15 protein-coding genes and 1 riboswitch are annotated in these 17,666 nt (G+C 74.4%); of the genes, 6 read left to right on the top strand and 9 right to left on the bottom strand.

The window, feature by feature from the left end; all coding sequences use genetic code 11:
• Positions 1-66 precede the first annotated feature (66 nt).
• Entirely contained in the window at positions 67-3,390 is a 3,324-nt protein-coding gene (locus tag MT994_RS01885; RefSeq protein ID WP_354804874.1) for a family 16 glycoside hydrolase, read from the top strand.
• 271 nt (positions 3,391-3,661) lie between these two features.
• Positions 3,662-5,878: an efflux RND transporter permease subunit gene (locus tag MT994_RS01880; protein ID WP_354804873.1), complete on the top strand. Its 2,217-nt coding sequence runs from the start codon at positions 3,662-3,664 to the stop codon at positions 5,876-5,878.
• Here the strand turns inward: MT994_RS01880 and MT994_RS01875 are convergent.
• Both MT994_RS01875 and MT994_RS01870 read right to left on the bottom strand, forming a co-directional pair.
• On the bottom strand, positions 5,862-6,368 hold the full coding sequence (locus MT994_RS01875; protein ID WP_021483431.1) for an FBP domain-containing protein: 507 nt from the start codon (positions 6,366-6,368) through the stop codon (positions 5,862-5,864). The two genes, MT994_RS01880 and MT994_RS01875, sit on opposite strands and share 17 nt — an antisense overlap.
• Positions 6,369-6,855: 487 nt before the next feature.
• On the bottom strand, positions 6,856-7,236 hold the full coding sequence (locus MT994_RS01870) for a VOC family protein (protein WP_211932580.1): 381 nt from the start codon (positions 7,234-7,236) through the stop codon (positions 6,856-6,858).
• A gap of 177 nt (positions 7,237-7,413) precedes the next feature.
• Between MT994_RS01870 and atpC the strand changes: the two genes are divergently transcribed.
• Positions 7,414-7,731 carry an ATP synthase F1 subunit epsilon gene (gene atpC, locus MT994_RS01865; RefSeq protein ID WP_249355997.1) on the top strand — a complete coding sequence of 106 codons (318 nt, stop codon included), beginning with the start codon at positions 7,414-7,416 and terminating at the stop codon, positions 7,729-7,731.
• Between the two features lie 4 nt (positions 7,732-7,735).
• Here the strand turns inward: atpC and MT994_RS01860 are convergent, their stop codons facing one another.
• Positions 7,736-8,134: a VOC family protein gene (locus tag MT994_RS01860; RefSeq protein ID WP_354804871.1), complete on the bottom strand. Its 399-nt coding sequence runs from the start codon at positions 8,132-8,134 to the stop codon at positions 7,736-7,738.
• A 92-nt stretch (positions 8,135-8,226) separates the two neighbouring features.
• Here MT994_RS01860 and MT994_RS01855 point away from each other — a divergent pair, with 92 nt between their 5' ends.
• Positions 8,227-8,475, top strand: coding sequence for a DUF2630 family protein (locus tag MT994_RS01855; RefSeq protein WP_354804869.1), 249 nt, complete (start codon positions 8,227-8,229; stop codon positions 8,473-8,475).
• A 50-nt stretch (positions 8,476-8,525) separates the two neighbouring features.
• The gene (locus MT994_RS01850; protein ID WP_021483231.1) at positions 8,526-8,777 is read left to right on the top strand and encodes a hypothetical protein; all 252 of its coding nucleotides are present in this window, start codon (positions 8,526-8,528) and stop codon (positions 8,775-8,777) included.
• 56 nt (positions 8,778-8,833) lie between these two features.
• Here the strand turns inward: MT994_RS01850 and metE are convergent, their stop codons facing one another.
• The 6 genes from metE to MT994_RS01820 form a co-directional block, all read right to left on the bottom strand.
• Positions 8,834-11,281 (bottom strand): 5-methyltetrahydropteroyltriglutamate--homocysteine S-methyltransferase, encoded by a 2,448-nt coding sequence (gene metE / locus MT994_RS01845; protein WP_354804867.1) that lies wholly within the window; start codon positions 11,279-11,281, stop codon positions 8,834-8,836.
• A gap of 32 nt (positions 11,282-11,313) precedes the next feature.
• Positions 11,314-12,375, bottom strand: a complete 1,062-nt coding sequence (locus MT994_RS01840; protein WP_043655337.1) for a methylenetetrahydrofolate reductase — start codon at positions 12,373-12,375, stop codon at positions 11,314-11,316.
• 5 nt (positions 12,376-12,380) lie between these two features.
• Positions 12,381-12,483: riboswitch (SAM riboswitch) on the bottom strand.
• An 89-nt stretch (positions 12,484-12,572) separates the two neighbouring features.
• Positions 12,573-14,096, bottom strand: coding sequence for a cation acetate symporter (locus MT994_RS01835; protein WP_085387031.1), 1,524 nt, complete (start codon positions 14,094-14,096; stop codon positions 12,573-12,575).
• Positions 14,093-14,560, bottom strand: coding sequence for a heavy metal transporter (locus MT994_RS01830; protein ID WP_354804866.1), 468 nt, complete (start codon positions 14,558-14,560; stop codon positions 14,093-14,095). Before MT994_RS01830 ends, MT994_RS01835 begins: the two co-directional genes overlap by 4 nt.
• Positions 14,557-15,429 carry a LytTR family DNA-binding domain-containing protein gene (locus tag MT994_RS01825; protein ID WP_354804864.1) on the bottom strand — a complete coding sequence of 291 codons (873 nt, stop codon included), beginning with the start codon at positions 15,427-15,429 and terminating at the stop codon, positions 14,557-14,559. Before MT994_RS01825 ends, MT994_RS01830 begins: the two co-directional genes overlap by 4 nt.
• Positions 15,426-16,598, bottom strand: coding sequence for a histidine kinase (locus tag MT994_RS01820; protein WP_034653820.1), 1,173 nt, complete (start codon positions 16,596-16,598; stop codon positions 15,426-15,428). Before MT994_RS01820 ends, MT994_RS01825 begins: the two co-directional genes overlap by 4 nt.
• Positions 16,599-16,684: 86 nt before the next feature.
• On the opposite strand from MT994_RS01820, the gene MT994_RS01815 reads away from it, so the two are divergent.
• The gene (locus MT994_RS01815) at positions 16,685-17,650 is read left to right on the top strand and encodes an iron-siderophore ABC transporter substrate-binding protein (protein WP_354804862.1); all 966 of its coding nucleotides are present in this window, start codon (positions 16,685-16,687) and stop codon (positions 17,648-17,650) included.
• Positions 17,651-17,666: the final 16 nt, after the last annotated feature.

The following is a 17,666-nucleotide window of genomic DNA, read 5'->3' as shown; positions in this document are numbered from 1 at the left end:
TCATCGACGGGGCCAGGCAGGGGTTACGCTCCGTGGACTCGTAGTCCGACCGAGTAAGGAGCAACGATGCTCGAACGCACCAGCCTGCCGGTGTCCCGCCGGATCAGGTACCGACGCGGCGCGGCCGCCCTCTCCCTCGGCGCGCTGGTCGTCGCGGGCTGGGCCGTCCCCGCCGCGGCCGATCTCCCCGAGCAGGAGCCCGGCGTCACGCTGCGGACCTTCCAGCTCGCGCAGAACCCCGGCGGGGTCTGCACCCTGAAGTCCGGGCAGACGCCCAACGTCGACAAGCTCATGCCGACCATCGACTGGTCCACGGCCGAGCAGTTCGGCGCCGAGGACAACTTCATCTCGCAGGTGAGCGCAAACCTGCACGTCCCGGCGGACGGCCAGTACCAGTTCCGCGTGACCAACGACGACGGCGCGCTCGTCTACATCGACGGCCAGCTCGTCCTCGAGAACGACGGCCCCAACGACTCGACCTCCGTCGAGGGCAGCGCGACGCTCACCGCAGGCGTGCACGACCTGCGGGTCGACTACTACGAGGGCAGCGACAAGCAGCGCCTCACGCTCGCGTGGAAGACGCCGGGCAGCTCCTCCTTCCAGGTGATCCCGACCTCGGCGCTCAGCACCGAGGCCGGCGTCGTGCGCGTGACCGCGCCCGGCTACAAGTACTGCGAGGGCGCGACCGACACGGCCGGCGACGGCCTGCGGCTCGACTCCGTCAACCCCAACTACGAGCTCGTCGACCTGCGCCCCGCGGGCTTCGAGCCCAAGGTCTCCGGCCTGGCGTTCACGCCGGACGAGCAGCTCGCCGTCGTGACGACGGGCGAGGTCAGCTCCGGCGGCTGGCGCCCCGACCCGGTGTCCGGCGAGGTGTACTTCCTCGACGGCGTCACCACGGCCGACGGCCCCGAGGACGTCACCGCGACGCTCGTCGCGGACGAGCTGCTCAACCCCATGGGCATCGAGGTCGTCGAGGACTCGATCTTCGTCTCGGAGCGGTACCAGCTCACGCAGCTCACCGACCCCGACGGCGACGGCTTCTACGACACCCACACGAAGATCGCGGAGTGGCCCGACGGCGGCAACTTCCACGAGTTCGCGTTCGGCCTGATCCACGACGAGGACTACTTCTACGTCAACCTCTCCGTGGCCATCAACAACGGCGGCGCGACGACGAACCCGCAGCCCGCGGCCAACCGCGGCACGTCGATCAAGATCGACCGCGAGACGGGCGAGGTGAGCTACGTCGCGGGCGGCCTCCGCACGCCGAACGGCATCGGCTTCGGCCCCGAGGGCGAGATCTTCGCGACGGACAACCAGGGTGCCTGGCTGCCGTCGAACAAGCTCATCCACATCCAGCAGGACAAGTTCTACAACCACTACACGAACCCGGCCGGGCCGTTCGACTCGAACCCCGTCGCCCCGCCGGCCGTGTGGCTGCCGCAGAACGAGATCGCCAACTCCCCGGGCAACCCGATCCTCGTCGAGGACGGCGAGTTCGCGGGCCAGATGCTGCTCGGCGACGTCACGTACGGCGGCATCCAGCGCGCGTTCCTCGAGAAGGTCGACGGCGAGTTCCAGGGTGCGGTCTTCCGCCACACCGCGGGTCTCGAGGTCGGCGTGAACCGCGTCATCTACGGCCCCGACGGCGCGCTCTACGCCGGCGGCACCGGTGAGGGCGGCAACTGGGGCGAGTCCGGCAAGCTCCGGTTCGGCCTCCAGAAGCTCGTCCCCGTCAACGAGGACTCCTTCGACATGAAGGAGATGCGCGTGGTCGAGGGCGGCTTCGAGATCGAGTACACCGACCCGGTCTCCGACGAGGTCGTCGAGAACCTCGCCGACGCGTACCAGATCAAGCAGTGGCGCTACGTGCCGACGCAGCAGTACGGCGGCCCGAAGGTCGACGAGCAGCCGCTCTTCGTCACGGACGCCCAGGTGTCTGAGGACCGCACGACCGTCACGCTGAAGATCGACGGTCTCAAGCCCGGCCACGTCGTCTACGTCCGGTCCCCGCGCCCGTTCGCCTCGGCCGACGGCGCGGAGCTCCTCAGCACCGAGGCCTGGTACACGCTCAACTCGCTGCCCGGCTACGTCGCCCCGGCCGACCGCGGCTGGTACGAGGCGGAGCTGGCCCAGCCCCTCGGCGGCTCGAGCATCGGCTCGGACCACAGCAACTACTCCGGCTCCGGCTTCGCCGCGGGCATGACGAGCGTCGGCTCCGGCCGCACGTTCTCCGTGACCGTCCCCGAGGCGGGCACCTACCCGGTGAACGTGCGCTACGCCAACGGCATCCACCCGTACACCGAGCTGCGGTCCAAGAACGTCTCGCTCCACGTGAACGGCCAGGACCTCGGCCAGTGGAACTTCCCGACCACGGGGAGCTGGAAGGACTGGGGCGTGCAGACGCGCGACCTCGAGCTCCAGGCGGGCACGAACACCATCACGCTCGCGTACGAGACGGGCGACCAGGGCAACATCAACATCGACGTGCTCTCGATCGGCGAGAACCCGGACATCTGCACCCCGGGCGAGGTCGAGGACGGCTACACCGCCCTCTTCGACGGCACCCTCGCGAGCCTCCAGGCGGGCTGGCGCATGGCCGGTCCGGGTGGCTTCGGCCGCCAGGAGGACTGCTCGATCCAGGGCGCGGGCGGCATGGGCCTGCTCTGGTTCAACCAGGAGCTCGGGGACAGCTACAGCCTGAAGCTCGACTGGAAGCTCCTCAAGGACGACAACGGCGGCGTGTTCGTCGGGTTCCCGAACCCGGGCGACGACCCGTGGGTGGCCGTCAACAAGGGCTACGAGATCCAGATCGACGCGACGGACGCCGCCGACCGCACCACGGGTGCCATCTACACGTTCCAGGGTGCCGACGCCGCGGCCGTCGAGGCCTCGCTCAAGCCGGTCGGCCAGTGGAACGCGTACGACATCCGGGTGGAGGGTGACCGCATCCGGGTCTACCTCAACGACGTGCTGGTCAACGACTTCACGAGCACCGACCCGGCCCGCCTGGTCAACAGCTTCGTGGGGATCCAGAACCACGGCAACGGCGAGATGGTCAACTACCGGAACATCCGGTTCAAGGAGCTGACCGACGAGCCCGTCGAGGAGCTCGCGATCTCGACGACGGTCCAGACCCGCTGCCTCGCGGGCAAGGTCTACGTCGCGGTCCGTGCCACGAACGACGACACGGTGCCGGCGGACGTCACGCTCACGACGCCGTTCGGGACGAAGACGGTGACCGGCGTCCAGCCGGGTGCCTCCGCGTACCAGTCGTTCGCGACGCGTGCCACGTCGGTCGAGGCCGGCGTCGCGCAGGTCTCCGCGACCGGTGACGGCCGGACGTTCGAGGCGGACGCCGCCTACGAGGCCGTCAGCTGCGGCTGAGCCGATGACCCGGGGCGGGCGGCGTGAGCCGTCCGCCCCGGGTCGCACCGGGCGGGGGCGGCGGCACGAGCCGCCCCCGCCCGACCCGTCTCGTCCGGCGCCCGGCAGGGCGTCCCCGCAGGGCGGAGCGCGGTCCGACGGCGCTCCCACCCTCGCGTAGGGTGCTCACGTCCGCGCGCTGCCGCACGGACGCACCGCACGAACGTCGTGGGCGAGCCGGCCGAGGCCGACCCCACGACTCCCCGACGAGTTCCCGACGAGGGGAGCCCCCATGACGCTCGGACGCCTCCTGCACCGGACCGGACGGTTCGCCGCCCGCCGCCGGGGCGTGGTCCTCGTCGTCTGGGCCGTCCTCCTCGTCGCGGGCGCCGTGCTCGGCGGGGCGGTCTTCGACAAGACCTCCGACGTCGACCCCGCCCCGCCGGGCAGCGCGTCCGCCCTCGCGGCGGAACGCCTCGAGGAGCTCGCCCCCGAGGGGGAGACCGTCGTCGCGGTGCTGTCCGGGCGCGACCACTTCTCCGCCGACCTCATCGCTCAGGCGAGCGAGGTCATGCACGGCATCCGCGCGATGCCCGGCGTCGTGGAGCTCTCCGACGCCTTCACCGGCGGTGGGCTCATCGCCGACGACGCGCAGGGCTCGCTCGTCGTCGTCGAGCTCGACCCCGCGCTGTCCGACGACGAGGCCCTCGCCCTCGCGCACCGCGTCGCCGACGCGCTGCACACCGTCGACACCCCCGAGGTGCTCGTGGGCGGCGCGCTGCTCGCGGAGGAGGCGTTCGTCGAGCAGGCGATCACCGACGCCGCGGTCGGCGAGGGGATCGCGATCGCGGTGCTCCTCGTCGTGCTCGTCGTCGTCCTCGGCGGCCTGCGGGCCGGTCTGGTCCCGCTGCTCTCCGCGCTCGCCGCGATCGCGGTCGCGCTGCTCGTGCTCAGCGGGCTGCTCGGCGTGGTGCCCGTCAACGAGTTCGCCGTGAACGTCGTGACGCTGCTCGGCCTCGGCCTCACGGTCGACTACTCCCTGCTCGTGCTCGCGCGCTTCCGCGAGGAGCGCGCCGCGTCCCCGGGCCTCCCGCTCGACGAGCTCGTCGGGCGCACCCTCGCGACCGCAGGCCGGGCCGTGCTCGCCTCCGGCCTCGCCGTCGCCATCTCGCTCGCCGGGCTCCTCCTGCTCGGCGACTCCCTGCTCTCCGGCATGGCGGTGGGCGGCGCGATCGTCGTGCTCGTCGCGACCGCCGCCGGGCTCACGCTCGTCCCCGCGCTCGTCGCGACGTGGCACCGCGCGATCCCCGCGCCGGGCGCGCGCACGTGGTCCCACCCGTGGACGGGCCGCGGCGGCGCCGGCACGCTGGGCCGGCTCGCGCGCGCCGCGCAGCGCCACGCCGTGCTCGTCACGCTCGGCGCGACGTCGCTCCTGCTCGCGCTCGCCGTGCCCCTCGGCTCGCTCACGCTCGGCAGCTCGGAGGTCCGCTCGCTGCCCGCCGACGCCGAGGCGCGCCTCGCCGCCGATGCCACCACCTCCCGCTTCGCGGACCTCGGCGTCGCGCCCGTCACCGTCCTCGTGGAGGGCCCGGTCGACGACCCGGCGGTGCCCGACCTCCTCGACCGGGCCGCCGCCCTGCCCGGCGTCGAGGACGCCATGCAGGACACCGGCTACCCGCCCGAGGTCACCGTCGTCGACCTCACGCCCGACGTCGGCCCGGGCGGTGACGCGACGGCCCAGGAGGCGCAGGACCTCGTGCACGCCGTGCGCGCCCTCGACACCGACCTCGAGGTGCGGGTCGCCGGACCGGCCGCCGAGGTCGTCGACACCCAGGAGCACCTCGCGCAGCGGCTCCCGCTCGCCGCCGGGGTCGTGGTCCTCGCGACCTTCGTGCTGCTCTTCCTGCTCACCGGCTCGCTCGTCGTGCCGCTCAAGGCCCTCGTGCTCAACCTCCTCACGCTCGCGGCGACGCTCGGCCTCCTCGTCTCCGTGTTCCAGCACGGCGTCGGCGCCTCGCTCCTCGGGTTCGAGCCGTGGGGCGCGCTCGACGTCACCACGCCCCTGCTCGTCGGCATGCTCGTGTTCGGCCTGTCGACCGACTACGAGGTCTTCCTGCTTTCCCGTACCGCGGAGGAGTGGCGGGCCCGCACGCCCGGCGAGGATCCGCGCGTCGCGAACGACCGGGCCGTGCTCCGCGGCATCACCGCGTCCGGCCCGGTCGTCACGACGGCGGCCGTCGCCATCGGCATCGTGTTCCTCGGCTTCGCGGCGGGCAAGCTCGTCGCGATGAAGGAGGTCGGCGTCGGCATGGCCGTCGCCGTGCTCCTCGACGTCACCGTCGTGCGCGGGCTGCTGCTGCCCGCGACGATGACGCTCCTGGGCCGGTGGAACTGGTGGCCCTCCTGGCGCGGGGGAGAGCCCGGGCCCACCGAGGGAGAGCCCGGTTCGGCCGAGGGAGAGCCTGGGTCCGCCGAGGTAGAGCCGCGGTCGGTCACACGTCGCGCATGACCTCGGTGACGAAGCGCGCGGAGCGCTCGCGGAGGCCGTCGACGCGGAGCTCGACGAACAGCTCGCGCATCGACTCGTCGTCGCCCATCTCGGTGCGGGTGGGCGCCCGGCGGACGTTCTGCGAGCAGAGGAACTGCGTGCAGATGAGGGTGCCGACGGTGTTGCCGCGCCGCCCGGCGGCTCCGGCGCGGCGCGCCACGTAGAGGCTGACGTCGTCCGTCACGACGACGTCCTCGCACCACGCGCACACCGCGCGCTTGCGCCGTCCGCCCGTCTTGGCGTCGGTCGAGCGCAGCAGGACGCCGCGCGGCTCGTCGTCGACCTCCACGACGGCGTAGGCGAGGAGCGGGGCCTTGCGGTCGCGCCACCCGAGGTAGTCGAGGCGGTCCCAGTCGAGCGTGTCGAGGTCGGGGAGGGTCGCCTGCGCGGCCTCACGCTTGGACGCGTTGACGAACGACGCGCGGATCTGCTTCTCGGTCAGGGGGTTCATGGGTTCGCTGCTTCCGTGTCAGGACGGTCCGCGGCCCGGCGGGCGTGCACGACGACGCGTGCTCGCCCGGGCGCACGACGGCGCCGCCGGGGGCGGGGAGGACGGCGTGCCCGCAGCCGTCGCGTCATGACCGGCGCGGCCGCGCGACGACGGGGTCGTCGGACGGCGGCGCGCCCCGGAGCGCGGCGGGCGTCGGGGACGACGGCTCGCGGCCCGGTGGTCTCAGCGGGTGACGGTGCGGGGAGAGGGGGCGCCCGAGCAGGCCGCCATGGCCACCTCGCAGCCTGCGGTGCCGTGCATCCGCGTCTCCTCGTCCCGTGCGGCGCGCCGTCGGCGCGATCCTGAACCGTGGTCGTGCCCGTCCGGCACGACGGACGGCTGCCCACGGCAACCGTCACCCTCGATGGTGGGCCTCGGCACCCGCCGTCGTCAACGTGATTGCCGACCGGGTCGCCGCGCACCCCCGCTCGACGGCCGACGCCGTCCCTCAGGACGTGGCCCAGACGCCCAGCTCGTTGCCGCTCGGGTCGAGGAAGTGGAACCGGCGGCCGCCGGGGAACTCGTACGGACCCTCGACCACCTCGCCGCCCGCGCCCCGGACGGCGGCGAGCGTCGCGTCGAGGTCTTCGGAGAACAGCAGGACGAACGGACCGCCGCGGGTCACGTCGCCGGACTCGGCCAGACGCAGACCGCCGGCCTCGTCCGCGCCGGACTCTGCCGCCGTGCGGATCCCGGCGTACCCGGGGCCGTAGGGGACGAACTCCCAGCCGAAGGCCGCGCCGTAGAACGCCTGCGCGGCGGCGAGGTCGGTCACGGGGAGCTCGACGTAGTCGATCGAGTGGTGGATGCCGTGCGCGTGGGTGCTCATGTGCCCATCGTGACGTGGGCCACCCACGGTCGACGCGCGGGCACCCACCGGAACCACCGCGGCGGGCGCTTCCCCGGTGACCTTCGGCCCCACCCGGGTGACGAAGTGCCGGGCCCGGCGAGCGGGTCGCCCGGCCAGACTCGGAGGTTCCGCCGTCCACCGTCCGGGAGGAACTCCGTGCCCGTCGCCCTGCCGTCCCCGTCCGAGACCGCCGCACCCGCCGGGGAGCGGCTGGTGTCCGTGGAGGTGGTGGTGCCGTCCGGGGTGTTCTGGGCGGGGGAGGCGCGGAGCGTGACGGTCCCCGCGGCGTCGGGCACGCTGGGCATCCTGCCGCGGCACCAGCCGGTCGCGGCGTCGCTCACGGCGGGCCGGGTGCGTCTGCGCACCCCGGACCGCCCGACGGCCGAGCTGCGGATCGGGGGCGGGTTCGTCGTCGTCGACCAGGACGAGGTGACGATCCTCGCCGACGACGCGACGTGGGTGCGGGCTCGCTAGCCCGCTACGCGGGGTCGGTCGTCGTCCCGAGCTGCACGACGACGACCCGGTGCCCGTCGGGGTCGTGGACGTGCGCGAACCGGTCGCCGGTCTCGGTGTCGGCGTCGGGCCCGACGAACGGCTCGACCCCGGCCGCGGCGAGGCGTGCGAGGGTCGCGTCGAGGTCGTCGACGTAGAGCACGAGGTTGGGCAGGCCGTGCCGCACGAGCGGGGCGCCGCCCTCGGGGAGCGGCACGAGCCACAGGCCGGGCTCGTCGACGCGTCCGGGGCCGACGTGGAGCAGCGGGAACCCCTCCGTCTCCCCCTGGAACAACGTGCGGAAGCCGAACCCGTCGGCCCAGAACGCGGCGCTCGCGTCGAGGTCGCGGCAGAGCAGGACCGTGCGCCCGATCGTCGTCGTCATGCGACGAGCCTAGGGCGCACCGCCGACGCCGCGCCCGCGTGGGGCCCGGCCTCCCGGGGCGCGCCCGCGCCGTCGGGCATACCGTGGACGGCATGACGACCGACGGCGGCATCCGCAGCACGATCAGCGAGCTCGTGGCGCAGGAGCACCGGCTCCGGGAGCAGCTCGCCCGGGGCGAGATCTCGGGCCCGCAGGAGCAGGAGCGGCTCCGCGCGATCGAGGTCGAGCTCGACCAGTGCTGGGACCTGCTGCGCCAGCGCGGCGCTGCGCGCGAGTTCGGCGGCGACCCGGATGCGGCGACGGCGCGAGACCCCGGTACGGTGGAGAACTACCTGGACTGATCGCCGACGGCGACGTCCGGCTCCCGTTCCGACCTCAGAAGGAGAACCCCATGACCACGTCCAGCGAGCAGGCGGCGCACAGCCCCCTCCCCACCGGGACCGAAGGGCGCGACATCCCCGGTCACGCGGGCGCGGTCGCACGGTTCGTCGTGGCGTTCGCGCTGTTCGTCGGCGGGCTCGTGCTCATGGGGTCGGGCATGTCCGGCGTCGACGGCGGTGTGTGGCTCTTCGTGGGCGGCCTCGCCGCGGCGACGCTCGCCTTCGCCCTCCCGATGGCGGGCACGGGAACGACCGAGCGCTGACACCCTCGACACGGAGGCCGGGTCCCGACGGGACCCGGCCTCCGGCGTCTCCGGGGTCAACCGAGCGTCGCCCGGACGGCCTTCGCCGCGGTGACGAGGTGCTCGAGCGACGGCACGGTCTCCTCGTAGCGGCGGGTCTTCAGGCCGCAGTCGGGGTTGACCCAGACGACGCGCGGGTCGATCGACTTCACGGCGAGCTCCAGCAGCTCGGTGACCTCCTCCGTCGAGGGCACGCGCGGGCTGTGGATGTCGTAGACGCCCGGCCCGATGCCGCGCGAGTACCCGGCGTCGCGCAGCTCCGGCACGATCTCCATGCGCGAGCGCGCCGCCTCGACCGACGTCACGTCGGCGTCGAGGCCGTCGATCGCGCCGATGACCTCGCCGAACTCCGAGTAGCACAGGTGCGTGTGGATCTGCGTCGCCGCCGCCACGCCCGAGGTCGCGAGCCGGAACGACCCGACGGACCAGTCGAGGTACGCCGGCTGGTCCGCGCGGCGCAGCGGCAGGAGCTCGCGCAGCGCGGGCTCGTCGACCTGGACGATCCCGATGCCGGCGGCCTCGAGGTCCGCGATCTCGTCGCGCAGCGCGAGGCCCACCTGGTTCGCCGTGTCGCCGAGCGGCTGGTCGTCGCGCACGAACGACCACGCGAGGATCGTCACGGGCCCGGTGAGCATGCCCTTGACGGGCTTCTCGGTGAGCGACGCCGTGTACGTGGACCACTCGACGGTGATCGGCGCCGGGCGCGTGACGTCGCCCCACAGGATCGGCGGGCGCACGCAGCGCGACCCGTACGACTGGACCCAGCCGTTCGCGGTGACCGCGAACCCGTCGAGGTGCTCCGCGAAGTACTGCACCATGTCGTTGCGCTCGGGCTCGCCGTGCACGAGCACGTCGAGGCCCAGCTCCTCCTGGAGCGCGACGACGCGCGCGATCTCCTCGCGCATCGCGGTCGTGTAGTCCGCGTCCGACAGCTCGCCCTTCGTCCACAGCGCGCGGGCGCGGCGGATCTCCGGCGTCTGCGGGAACGAGCCGATCGTCGTCGTGGGCAGCGGCGGCAGGTTCAGACGCTCCTGCTGCGCGGCCGCACGCTCGGCGTAGTCGCCGCGTGCGAAGTCCGCGTCGGTCAGCGCGGCTGCGCGCTCGCGCACCGCCGGCACGACGACGCCGCTCGCCGCGGCGCGCGAGGCCACCGCCGCGTGGGACGCCTCGATCTCCGGCGCGACGGCGTCGCGACCCTCCGTGAGCGCGCGGGCGAGCGTCGCGACCTCGCCGACCTTCTGGTCCGCGAACGCGAGCCAGTCGCGCAGGCGCGGGTCGAGCGTCGTGCCCGACGCCGTGCCGGGCTCGGCGAACGCCTCGTCCTCGACGTCGTGCGGCACGTGCAGCAGCGACGTCGACGTGCCGACGGTGACCGCGCCCGCGCCCAGGTCCCGGACGGTGTCGACGACGTCGAGCTTCGCCGCGAGGTCGGCGCGCCACACGTTGTGCCCGTCGATCACGCCCGCGACGAGCGTCTTGCCCGCGAGGCCGGGGACGGCGCCGTCGGCCGCCGCCGGGACGGCGCCCTTGACGAGGTCGATCGCGATGGCGTCCACGTCCGTGCCGGCGAGCAGCGCGAGACCGTCGCGGGCCGCGGCGCCGTCGTGCTCGGCGGCGGCCTGGAGGCCGCCGAACGGCGCGGCGACGAGGATCGCGGGACGCGCCTGCGCGGCGTCCTCGGCACCGACGGAGAGCTCCGTCGCGAGCTTGCGGTACGCGGACTCCACGGCGGCGGCGAGGTCGGCGAACGGCACGTCGACCGAGTCGGTGACGAGGATCGGCTCGTCGAGCTGGACCCACGGCGCCCCCGCGGCGGCGAGCGCGCGGAGCAGGTCGGCGTAGGCGGCCACGACGTCGTCGAGGCGGACGAGCGGCGAGTACCCGGCGGGCGCGTCGTCGGCGGCCTTGGACAGCGCGAGGAACGTGACCGGCCCGACGACGACGGGCCGCGTCACGACGCTGGCCTCCTTCGCCTCGACGAACTCGCGCACGACGCGGTCGTCGACGAACCGGATCGGGGTGTCCGGGCCGATCTCGGGGACCAGGTAGTGGTAGTTGGTGTCGAACCACTTGGTCATCTCGAGCGGGGCGTCGTCCCCCTGGCCGCGCGCCACGGTGAAGTAGCCCGCGAGGTCGAGGCGGCCCGCGTCGTCGGTCAGCGACGCGAACCGCGACGGGACCGCCCCGAGGGAGGCGGCGGCGTCGAGCACCTGGTCGTAGAAGGAGAACGAGCCGGGGACGGACGCGTCGTCGGCGCCGAGGCCGAGGTCGACGAGCCGGCGGACGGTCGCGAGGCGCAGCTCGCGGGCCGTGGCCTCGAGCTCCTCGGCCGAGGTCTTGCCGGCCCAGAACTCCTCGACGGCCTTCTTCAGCTCGCGGCGGCGGCCGATGCGCGGGTAGCCGAGCACGGTGCCGGCGGGGAAGCCGACCAGGTTCTGGGTAGGGGAGGGTACGGAAGTGGCCATGATCGAAACCTCTTGCTGGTCCGGAGGACCGGTCAGACGGGCGCGCCGTGCGTGGCGGCGCTCGTCGTGGGCAGGGAGGTGCCGGTGACCCACGGCCCGCTGGCCAGGTCCGGGACGAGCGGGGCGGCGGCGGCGCTGGCGCCGCCCCCGGTCCCGACCGACCCGCCGCCGAGGTGGACACCCTCGAGCAGGTCAAGAGCGGCGCGGTGCTTGTTGAACGTGTACACGTGCAGACCGGGCGTGCCCGCGTCGAGGACGCGCTGCGCGAGGTCGACCGAGTACGCGATCCCGTAGGCGTGCTGCGCCTCCGGGTCGGGCAGGGCGTCGAGCGCGTCCAGCAGGTGCTGGGGCGCGCGCACGCCCGTGAGCTCCTCGACGCGACGGAGCCGCGCGGGCTCCGTCGTGGGCAGCAGCCCGGCGAGGATGGGGATCGTCACGCCGGCCGCGCGGGCCTCGGCGACGAAGTCGGTGTACGACGACGCGTCGTAGAAGAGCTGCGTGATCGCGAAGCTCGCGCCGGCCTGCTGCTTCTGCCAGAGGCGTCGCACCTCCTGGGTGCGCGTCGTGCCGGCGGCGGGGTTGCCGTCGCAGAACGTCGCGACGGCGATCGTCAGCGGCCGGGCCGCGCCGCGCAGCGCGACGGCCGGGTCGGACGCGCAGCGCGACGCCTCGACCTCGCGCAGCAGGGCGACGAGCTCGGTCGACGACCGGACGCCGTCCGGCGCGGGCTGCCAGTCCGGCTGGTCGCGCGGCGGGTCGCCCCGCAGTGCGAGGAAGCTCCGCACGCCCTCGTCGAGGAAGTCGGTGATGACCGACTCCACGTCCTCGCGCGACGCCCCGACGCAGGTGAGGTGCGCGATCGGCAGCACGGGCGTGCCCTGGAGCAGGCGTCCGACGACCTGGCGCGCGGTCGCGCGGTCGGTGCCCGCGGCGCCGTACGTCACGGACACGAAGTCGGGGTGCGTCGCGACGAGACGGCGTGCCGTCTCCCAGAACTTCGGGGCCGCGTCCGGTCGGCGCGGGGGCATGAGCTCGAACGACACCGTCGGCCGCGGACGGCCCGGACGGTGCGCGAAGGATGCCTCTGAGGTCATGCGTCACTCCATCGACCCTGGCGTTAGCACCTTTGTCCTCGGGAGGCTTCCGTCGGCGGGTTGCTGCGGTGTCGTCGAGCCAGGACTCTCGACCGCTCTGGATGGTTGCCACGATCCTACGACCCATCCGACATGCGGTCGAGAGCGCCCGCCAGGTGAGATGCGGAGGGTCGTCGGAGCTCCCGGTGCGACGAGTCTCAGGCTCGACGGCGCTCGGGCACGTGCAGACGGCGGAGGAACCGGTCGGTGCGCAGCGGCGGGCCGCGCCGGTCGAGGAGCGACACGACGACGACGGTCGCCGTCGCGAGCGGGATGGTCCAGGCGGCGGGCTGGGCGAGCAGGGCGCGCACGACGCCGGGGACGCCGTCGGCCGTGCTGCCGGACGGGCTCCCGTACCCCGCGGCGACGAGCGCGGACGACGCGAGCAGCGCCGTCGCGCACAGGACGGCGCCCACGACCATGCCCGCCACCGCGCCGCGCGCGGTGAGGCCGCGCCACCACACGCCGAGCAGGATCACGGGGGACAGGGCCGACGCGGCGAAGACGAACACCGTCCCGACGCTCGTCACGAGGCCCTGCGGGATGGTGACGAGCGCGAAGGCGAGGGGGATGAGCGTGCACGCGACCGCCGACCAGCGGAAGGACCGCACGGTGCCGCCGAACAGGTCCTGGCTCACGACGCCCGCCAGCGCGACCACGAGCCCCGACGACGTCCCGAGGAACGCGGCGAACGCCCCGGCGACGACGAGCGCGGCGAGGAGCTCGCCGCCGAGCCCGGGCACGAGGCGGGTCGGTAGCGTGAGGACGACCGTGTCCGCCACCCCGGGCGCCGCGAGGTCGGGCGCGACGACCCGCGCCACGAGCCCGAGCGTGCTCGACACCATGTAGAACACGCTGATCATGACGAGCACGACCACGGTCGTGCGGCGGGCCGAGCCGCCGTCGGGCGAGGTGTAGAAGCGCACGAGGACGTGCGGCAGCCCGGTCGTGCCGAGCAGGAGGGCGAGCAGGAGCGAGACCGTGGCGTACGCGTCGAGGCCGCCCGGCCCGGCCTCGTGGGGGAACACGGCGGCGGGGTCGAACGTGACGACGGCGCCGCCGGGCTCGAACGCCCCGCCGAGCGCCATGAGCACGAAGACGAGCGGCACCGCGAGCGCGGTGAGCTTGACCCAGAACTGGAACGCCTGGACGAACGTGATGGAGCGCATCCCGCCCGCGGCGACGACGGCGCTCACCACGACCGCGATCCCCACCGAGCCGACCCACGGCGGCACCGCGGCCACGCTCGTGATGACGAGCGCCGCCCCGTGGAGCTGCGGCACCACGTAGAGCCACCCGATGACGAGCACGAGCACGCTCGTCACGCGGCGCGCGACCACGGAGTCGAGCCGGGCGTGCACGAAGTCGGGGATCGTGTACGCGCCGCTGCGCCGCAGGGGGCCCGCGACGAACAGCAGGACGAGCAGGTAGCCCGCCGCGTACCCCACGGGGAACCAGAACGCCTCCGCGCCGGACAGCAGCACGAGACCCGAGAGCCCGAGGAACGTGCCCGCGGACAGGTACTCGCCGCTGATCGCCGACGCGTTCCAGACCGGCCGCACGGTGCGCGACGCGACGAAGAAGTCGCTCGTGGTGCGCGAGATCCGCAGGCCGTAGAACCCGATGAGGCCGGTCGCGAGGAGGAGCAGCGCGATTGCGACGAGGGGCAGCGCGCTGGTCACGGCGCACCGCCGTCGTCGGGGCCGGGCTCGTCGGGCGCGCCCGTGCCCTCGGCGAGCGCGCGGTACCGGCGCTCGTTGCGCGCCGCCGCGACCGCGAAGACGACCGCGAACGCGACGATCACGGGGTAGAAGCCGTACGCGTGCACGAGCCACGGCAGCGGCACGCCGAGCAGCACGACGCCGTCCAGCGCGGGCACGCCGCTCATCGTCACCGTGAGCAGCGTGACGACCGCGAGGAACGACGCCACGCACGCCAGCCCGAGCCGGAGCTGGGCCCGCACGAGCCCGCGCGTGTAGGCGGTCGCGGCGTCGTCCGGCTCGCCGGTCCGCGCCGTGCCCGACGGCGCCCCGCCCTCCGGGACGGCGCCCTCACCGGGGCCGGGGCGAGGGCCGGGGCGCGTCGCGGGGAGGTCGGTGGACCGGACGCGCACGCGCGCGTCACGACGCGGGTCGGTGCCCGTCACGGCGCGCCCCGGTGCGGCCCGAGGAGCGCCTCGCGCACGGCGGGCACCATGCGCCGGCTCACCGGGACCTCGTGCCCGGCGACGACGAGCGCGGGCTGCGCCCCGCCGAACCGTGCCGCGGTCACGGCCGCGCGGTCCACGAGGTACGACCGGTGCACGCGCAGGAACCCCGCGGGCGCCCACCGCTCCTCGAGGTCGGAGAGCGGCTCGCGCACGAGGAACTGTTCGGTGTCCGTCACGAGCCGGGAGTAGTCGCCCTGCGCCTGCACCCACCGCACCGCGCTGCGCCGGACGAGCCGCGTGGTCGTGCCGACCGTCACGACGAGCGTCTCCTCGGCCGGGGCCGCACCTCCCGCCGGGCTGCCGGCCGCCGGTGGGGGAGCGGCGGCGCTCGCGGACGGTGCTGCCGCGTCGGTCGCGGGGGCGCGCCCCGCCGCGGTGCGCTCCGCGACCCGTTCGACGACGCGGTCGACCGCGCGCGTGAGCCGCTCGCGCCGCACGGGCTTGAGCACGTAGTCGACGGCCTCGACGTCGAACGCCTCCAGCGCGCGCGCCTCGTCGGCGGTGACGAACACGACCGCCGGGCGGTCGGCGAACCGCGAGAGCGCGCGGGCGAGATCGAGGCCGGTCAGCCCCGGCATGTGGATGTCGAGGAACGCCGCGTCCACCGTGCGCGACGAGAGCTCGCGCAGCGCCTCGGAGCCGCTCGCGACCCCGCGCACGGTGCGCACGCGCGGGTCGCGGCGGAGCAGGGCCACGAGCTCGTCGAGCACGGGCCGCTCGTCGTCGGCGACGAGCACGTCCAGCCCGACGGCGTCCCCCGCCCCGCCGGGGAGACCGCCGGCCGGAGCCGGGTCCGGGGTGGTCACGGCACGCTCACCTCCGTCTCGTGCAGCGGCTGCGACCGCGGGACGCGCAGCCGCACGAGCGTGCCCGAGCCGGGCGCGGTCTCGATGTCGAGCGCGTGGTCGTCGCCGTAGAGCTGGCGCACGCGGGTGTCGACGTTGCGCAGGCCCACGTGCGTCGTGTCGCGCGACGTGAGGAGCTCGCGCACGACGGCCGGGTCCATGCCGACGCCGTCGTCCTCGACCGTGATCTCCGTCTGGGTGCCCTCGTCGCGCGCGGTGATGACGATCGTCCCGCCGTGCTCGCGCGGCTCCAGGCCGTGGCGCACCGCGTTCTCGACGAGGGGCTGCACGGAGAGGAAGGGGATGACGGCCGTCAGCGACTCCGGCGCGATCTGCAGGGTGACGGCGAGGCGCTCGCCAAACCGGGCGCGCTCGAGCTCGACGTAGGAGTGGATCGAGCGCAGCTCGTCGGCGAGGGTCGTGAAGTCGCCGCGCCCGCGGAACGAGTAGCGCGTGAAGTCGGCGAAGTCGAGCACGAGGTCGCGCGCCCGCTCGGGGTCGGTGCTGATGAACGACGCGATGGCGCCGAGCGCGTTGTAGACGAAGTGCGGGCTGATCTGGGCGCGCAGCGCGCGGAGCTCGGCCTGGGCGAGCGCGGTGCGCGACGCCTCCAGCTCGGCGAGCTCGAGCTGCGCCGCGCACCACTGCGCCACCTCGCCCGTCGCGCGCACGAGCGGCGGCCGCACGGTGTCGGCGAACGCGACGACTACGCCGGCGACGCGGCCGCCCGCGACGACGGGCGCCCCGACGGCGTCCTCGACGTCGCCGCTCTCGACGTGGCGCCGTCCCGTCGCGAGGACGCGCTCGGCGACGCGCCGCGCGTCGGGCTCGAGGGTCGAGCTCCCGTCGAGGGCGACCGCCCCGTCCGCCGTGACGACGGCGAGCGCGTCGGCGCCGAGGAGCTGGCGCAGGGAGCGGGCCGCGCGGCCGACGTCGTCGCCGTCGAGCCCGTCGCGCAGGTGCGTCGCGGCGCGCGACGCGAGGTGGAGGGTGCGGAACGTCGCCCGGTCGGAGTCGCTCCCGAGCTCGCGCGACCCGCGCGCGAGCCGCCAGGCGAGCACGAGCCCGAGGGTGAGCAGGACGCCCACGACGAGACCGGCGGCGGCGCCGGCGAACACGGGCCCGGACATGCAGTGATCGTATCCAGCGCGGCGTCACCCACTCCGGTGGGGCAGATAAGGTTAGGCAGTCCTATCCCATGACGAAGGAACCTCCAGTGCCGATCTCCCGGACCACGTCGAGCCCGCGCGTGCGCCGCAGCGTCACCACCACCGCCCTCGTGCTCGCCGCGACCCTCCTCGCGGCGTGCTCGTCCGACCCCGAGCCCGCGGCGACCGGCGCGCCGGCGCCGGACGACACCGCGGCGGGGTACGCCGTCGAGCACGCGCGGGGGACCGCCGAGCTCGACGCGGCGCCGCAGCGCGTCGTGACGCTCGAGCCCGTCGAGACGGACACCGCCGTCGCGCTCGGGGTCGTCCCCGTGGGCGCCGCCGTGCTGAGCGTCGAGGCGGGCGTGCCCGCGTACCTCGGCGAGGGGGCGCAGGCGATCGAGGTCGTCGGGACCGTGCCCGAGCCGAACCTGGAGGCCATCGCGGCGCTCGAGCCGGACCTCATCCTCGGCACGGAGTCGCGCCACTCCGACCTGTACGACCAGCTCGCGAGCGTCGCGCCGACCGTCTTCATGGCGACCCAGACCGACCCGTGGCAGGAGAACGTGCTGCTCGTCGGGCGCGCGCTCGGCCGGGAGGCGGACGCCCAGGCGCTGCTCGACGCCTACGACGCGCGGTGCGCCCAGCTCCAGGAGGACTACGACGTCTCCGGGACGGCGCAGCTCCTGCGCCCGCGCGACGGCATCGTGTCCGCGTACGGGCCGCGGTCGTTCGCGGGCAGCACGCTCGAGTGCGTCGGGTTCACGACGCCGGAGCAGGAGTGGGGCGAGGACATCTCCGTGGACCTGTCCCCGGAGCGCGTGACCGAGGCCGCCGCCGACCTCGTGCTGGTCTCGGCCGCCGACCCCGACGACGCGTCCGCGGTCCCCGCGGAGATCCCGCTCAACGCCGCGTCGTTCCCCGACGTGCGCGTCGTGGACCAGTCCTTCTGGATCAGCGGCGTCGGGCCGCTCGGCGGGCAGGCCGTGCTCGACGACGTCGAGCGCTTCCTGCAGGACCGTGCCGGCTCCTGACGCGGCGGCCGGGCCC

Source organism: Cellulosimicrobium sp. MI9406 (assembly GCF_040595865.1).
Taxonomy (GTDB): domain Bacteria; phylum Actinomycetota; class Actinomycetes; order Actinomycetales; family Cellulomonadaceae; genus Cellulosimicrobium; species Cellulosimicrobium funkei.
The sequence above is the reverse complement of the archived record's forward strand: the minus strand, read 5'-3'. Positions and strand labels throughout refer to the sequence as shown.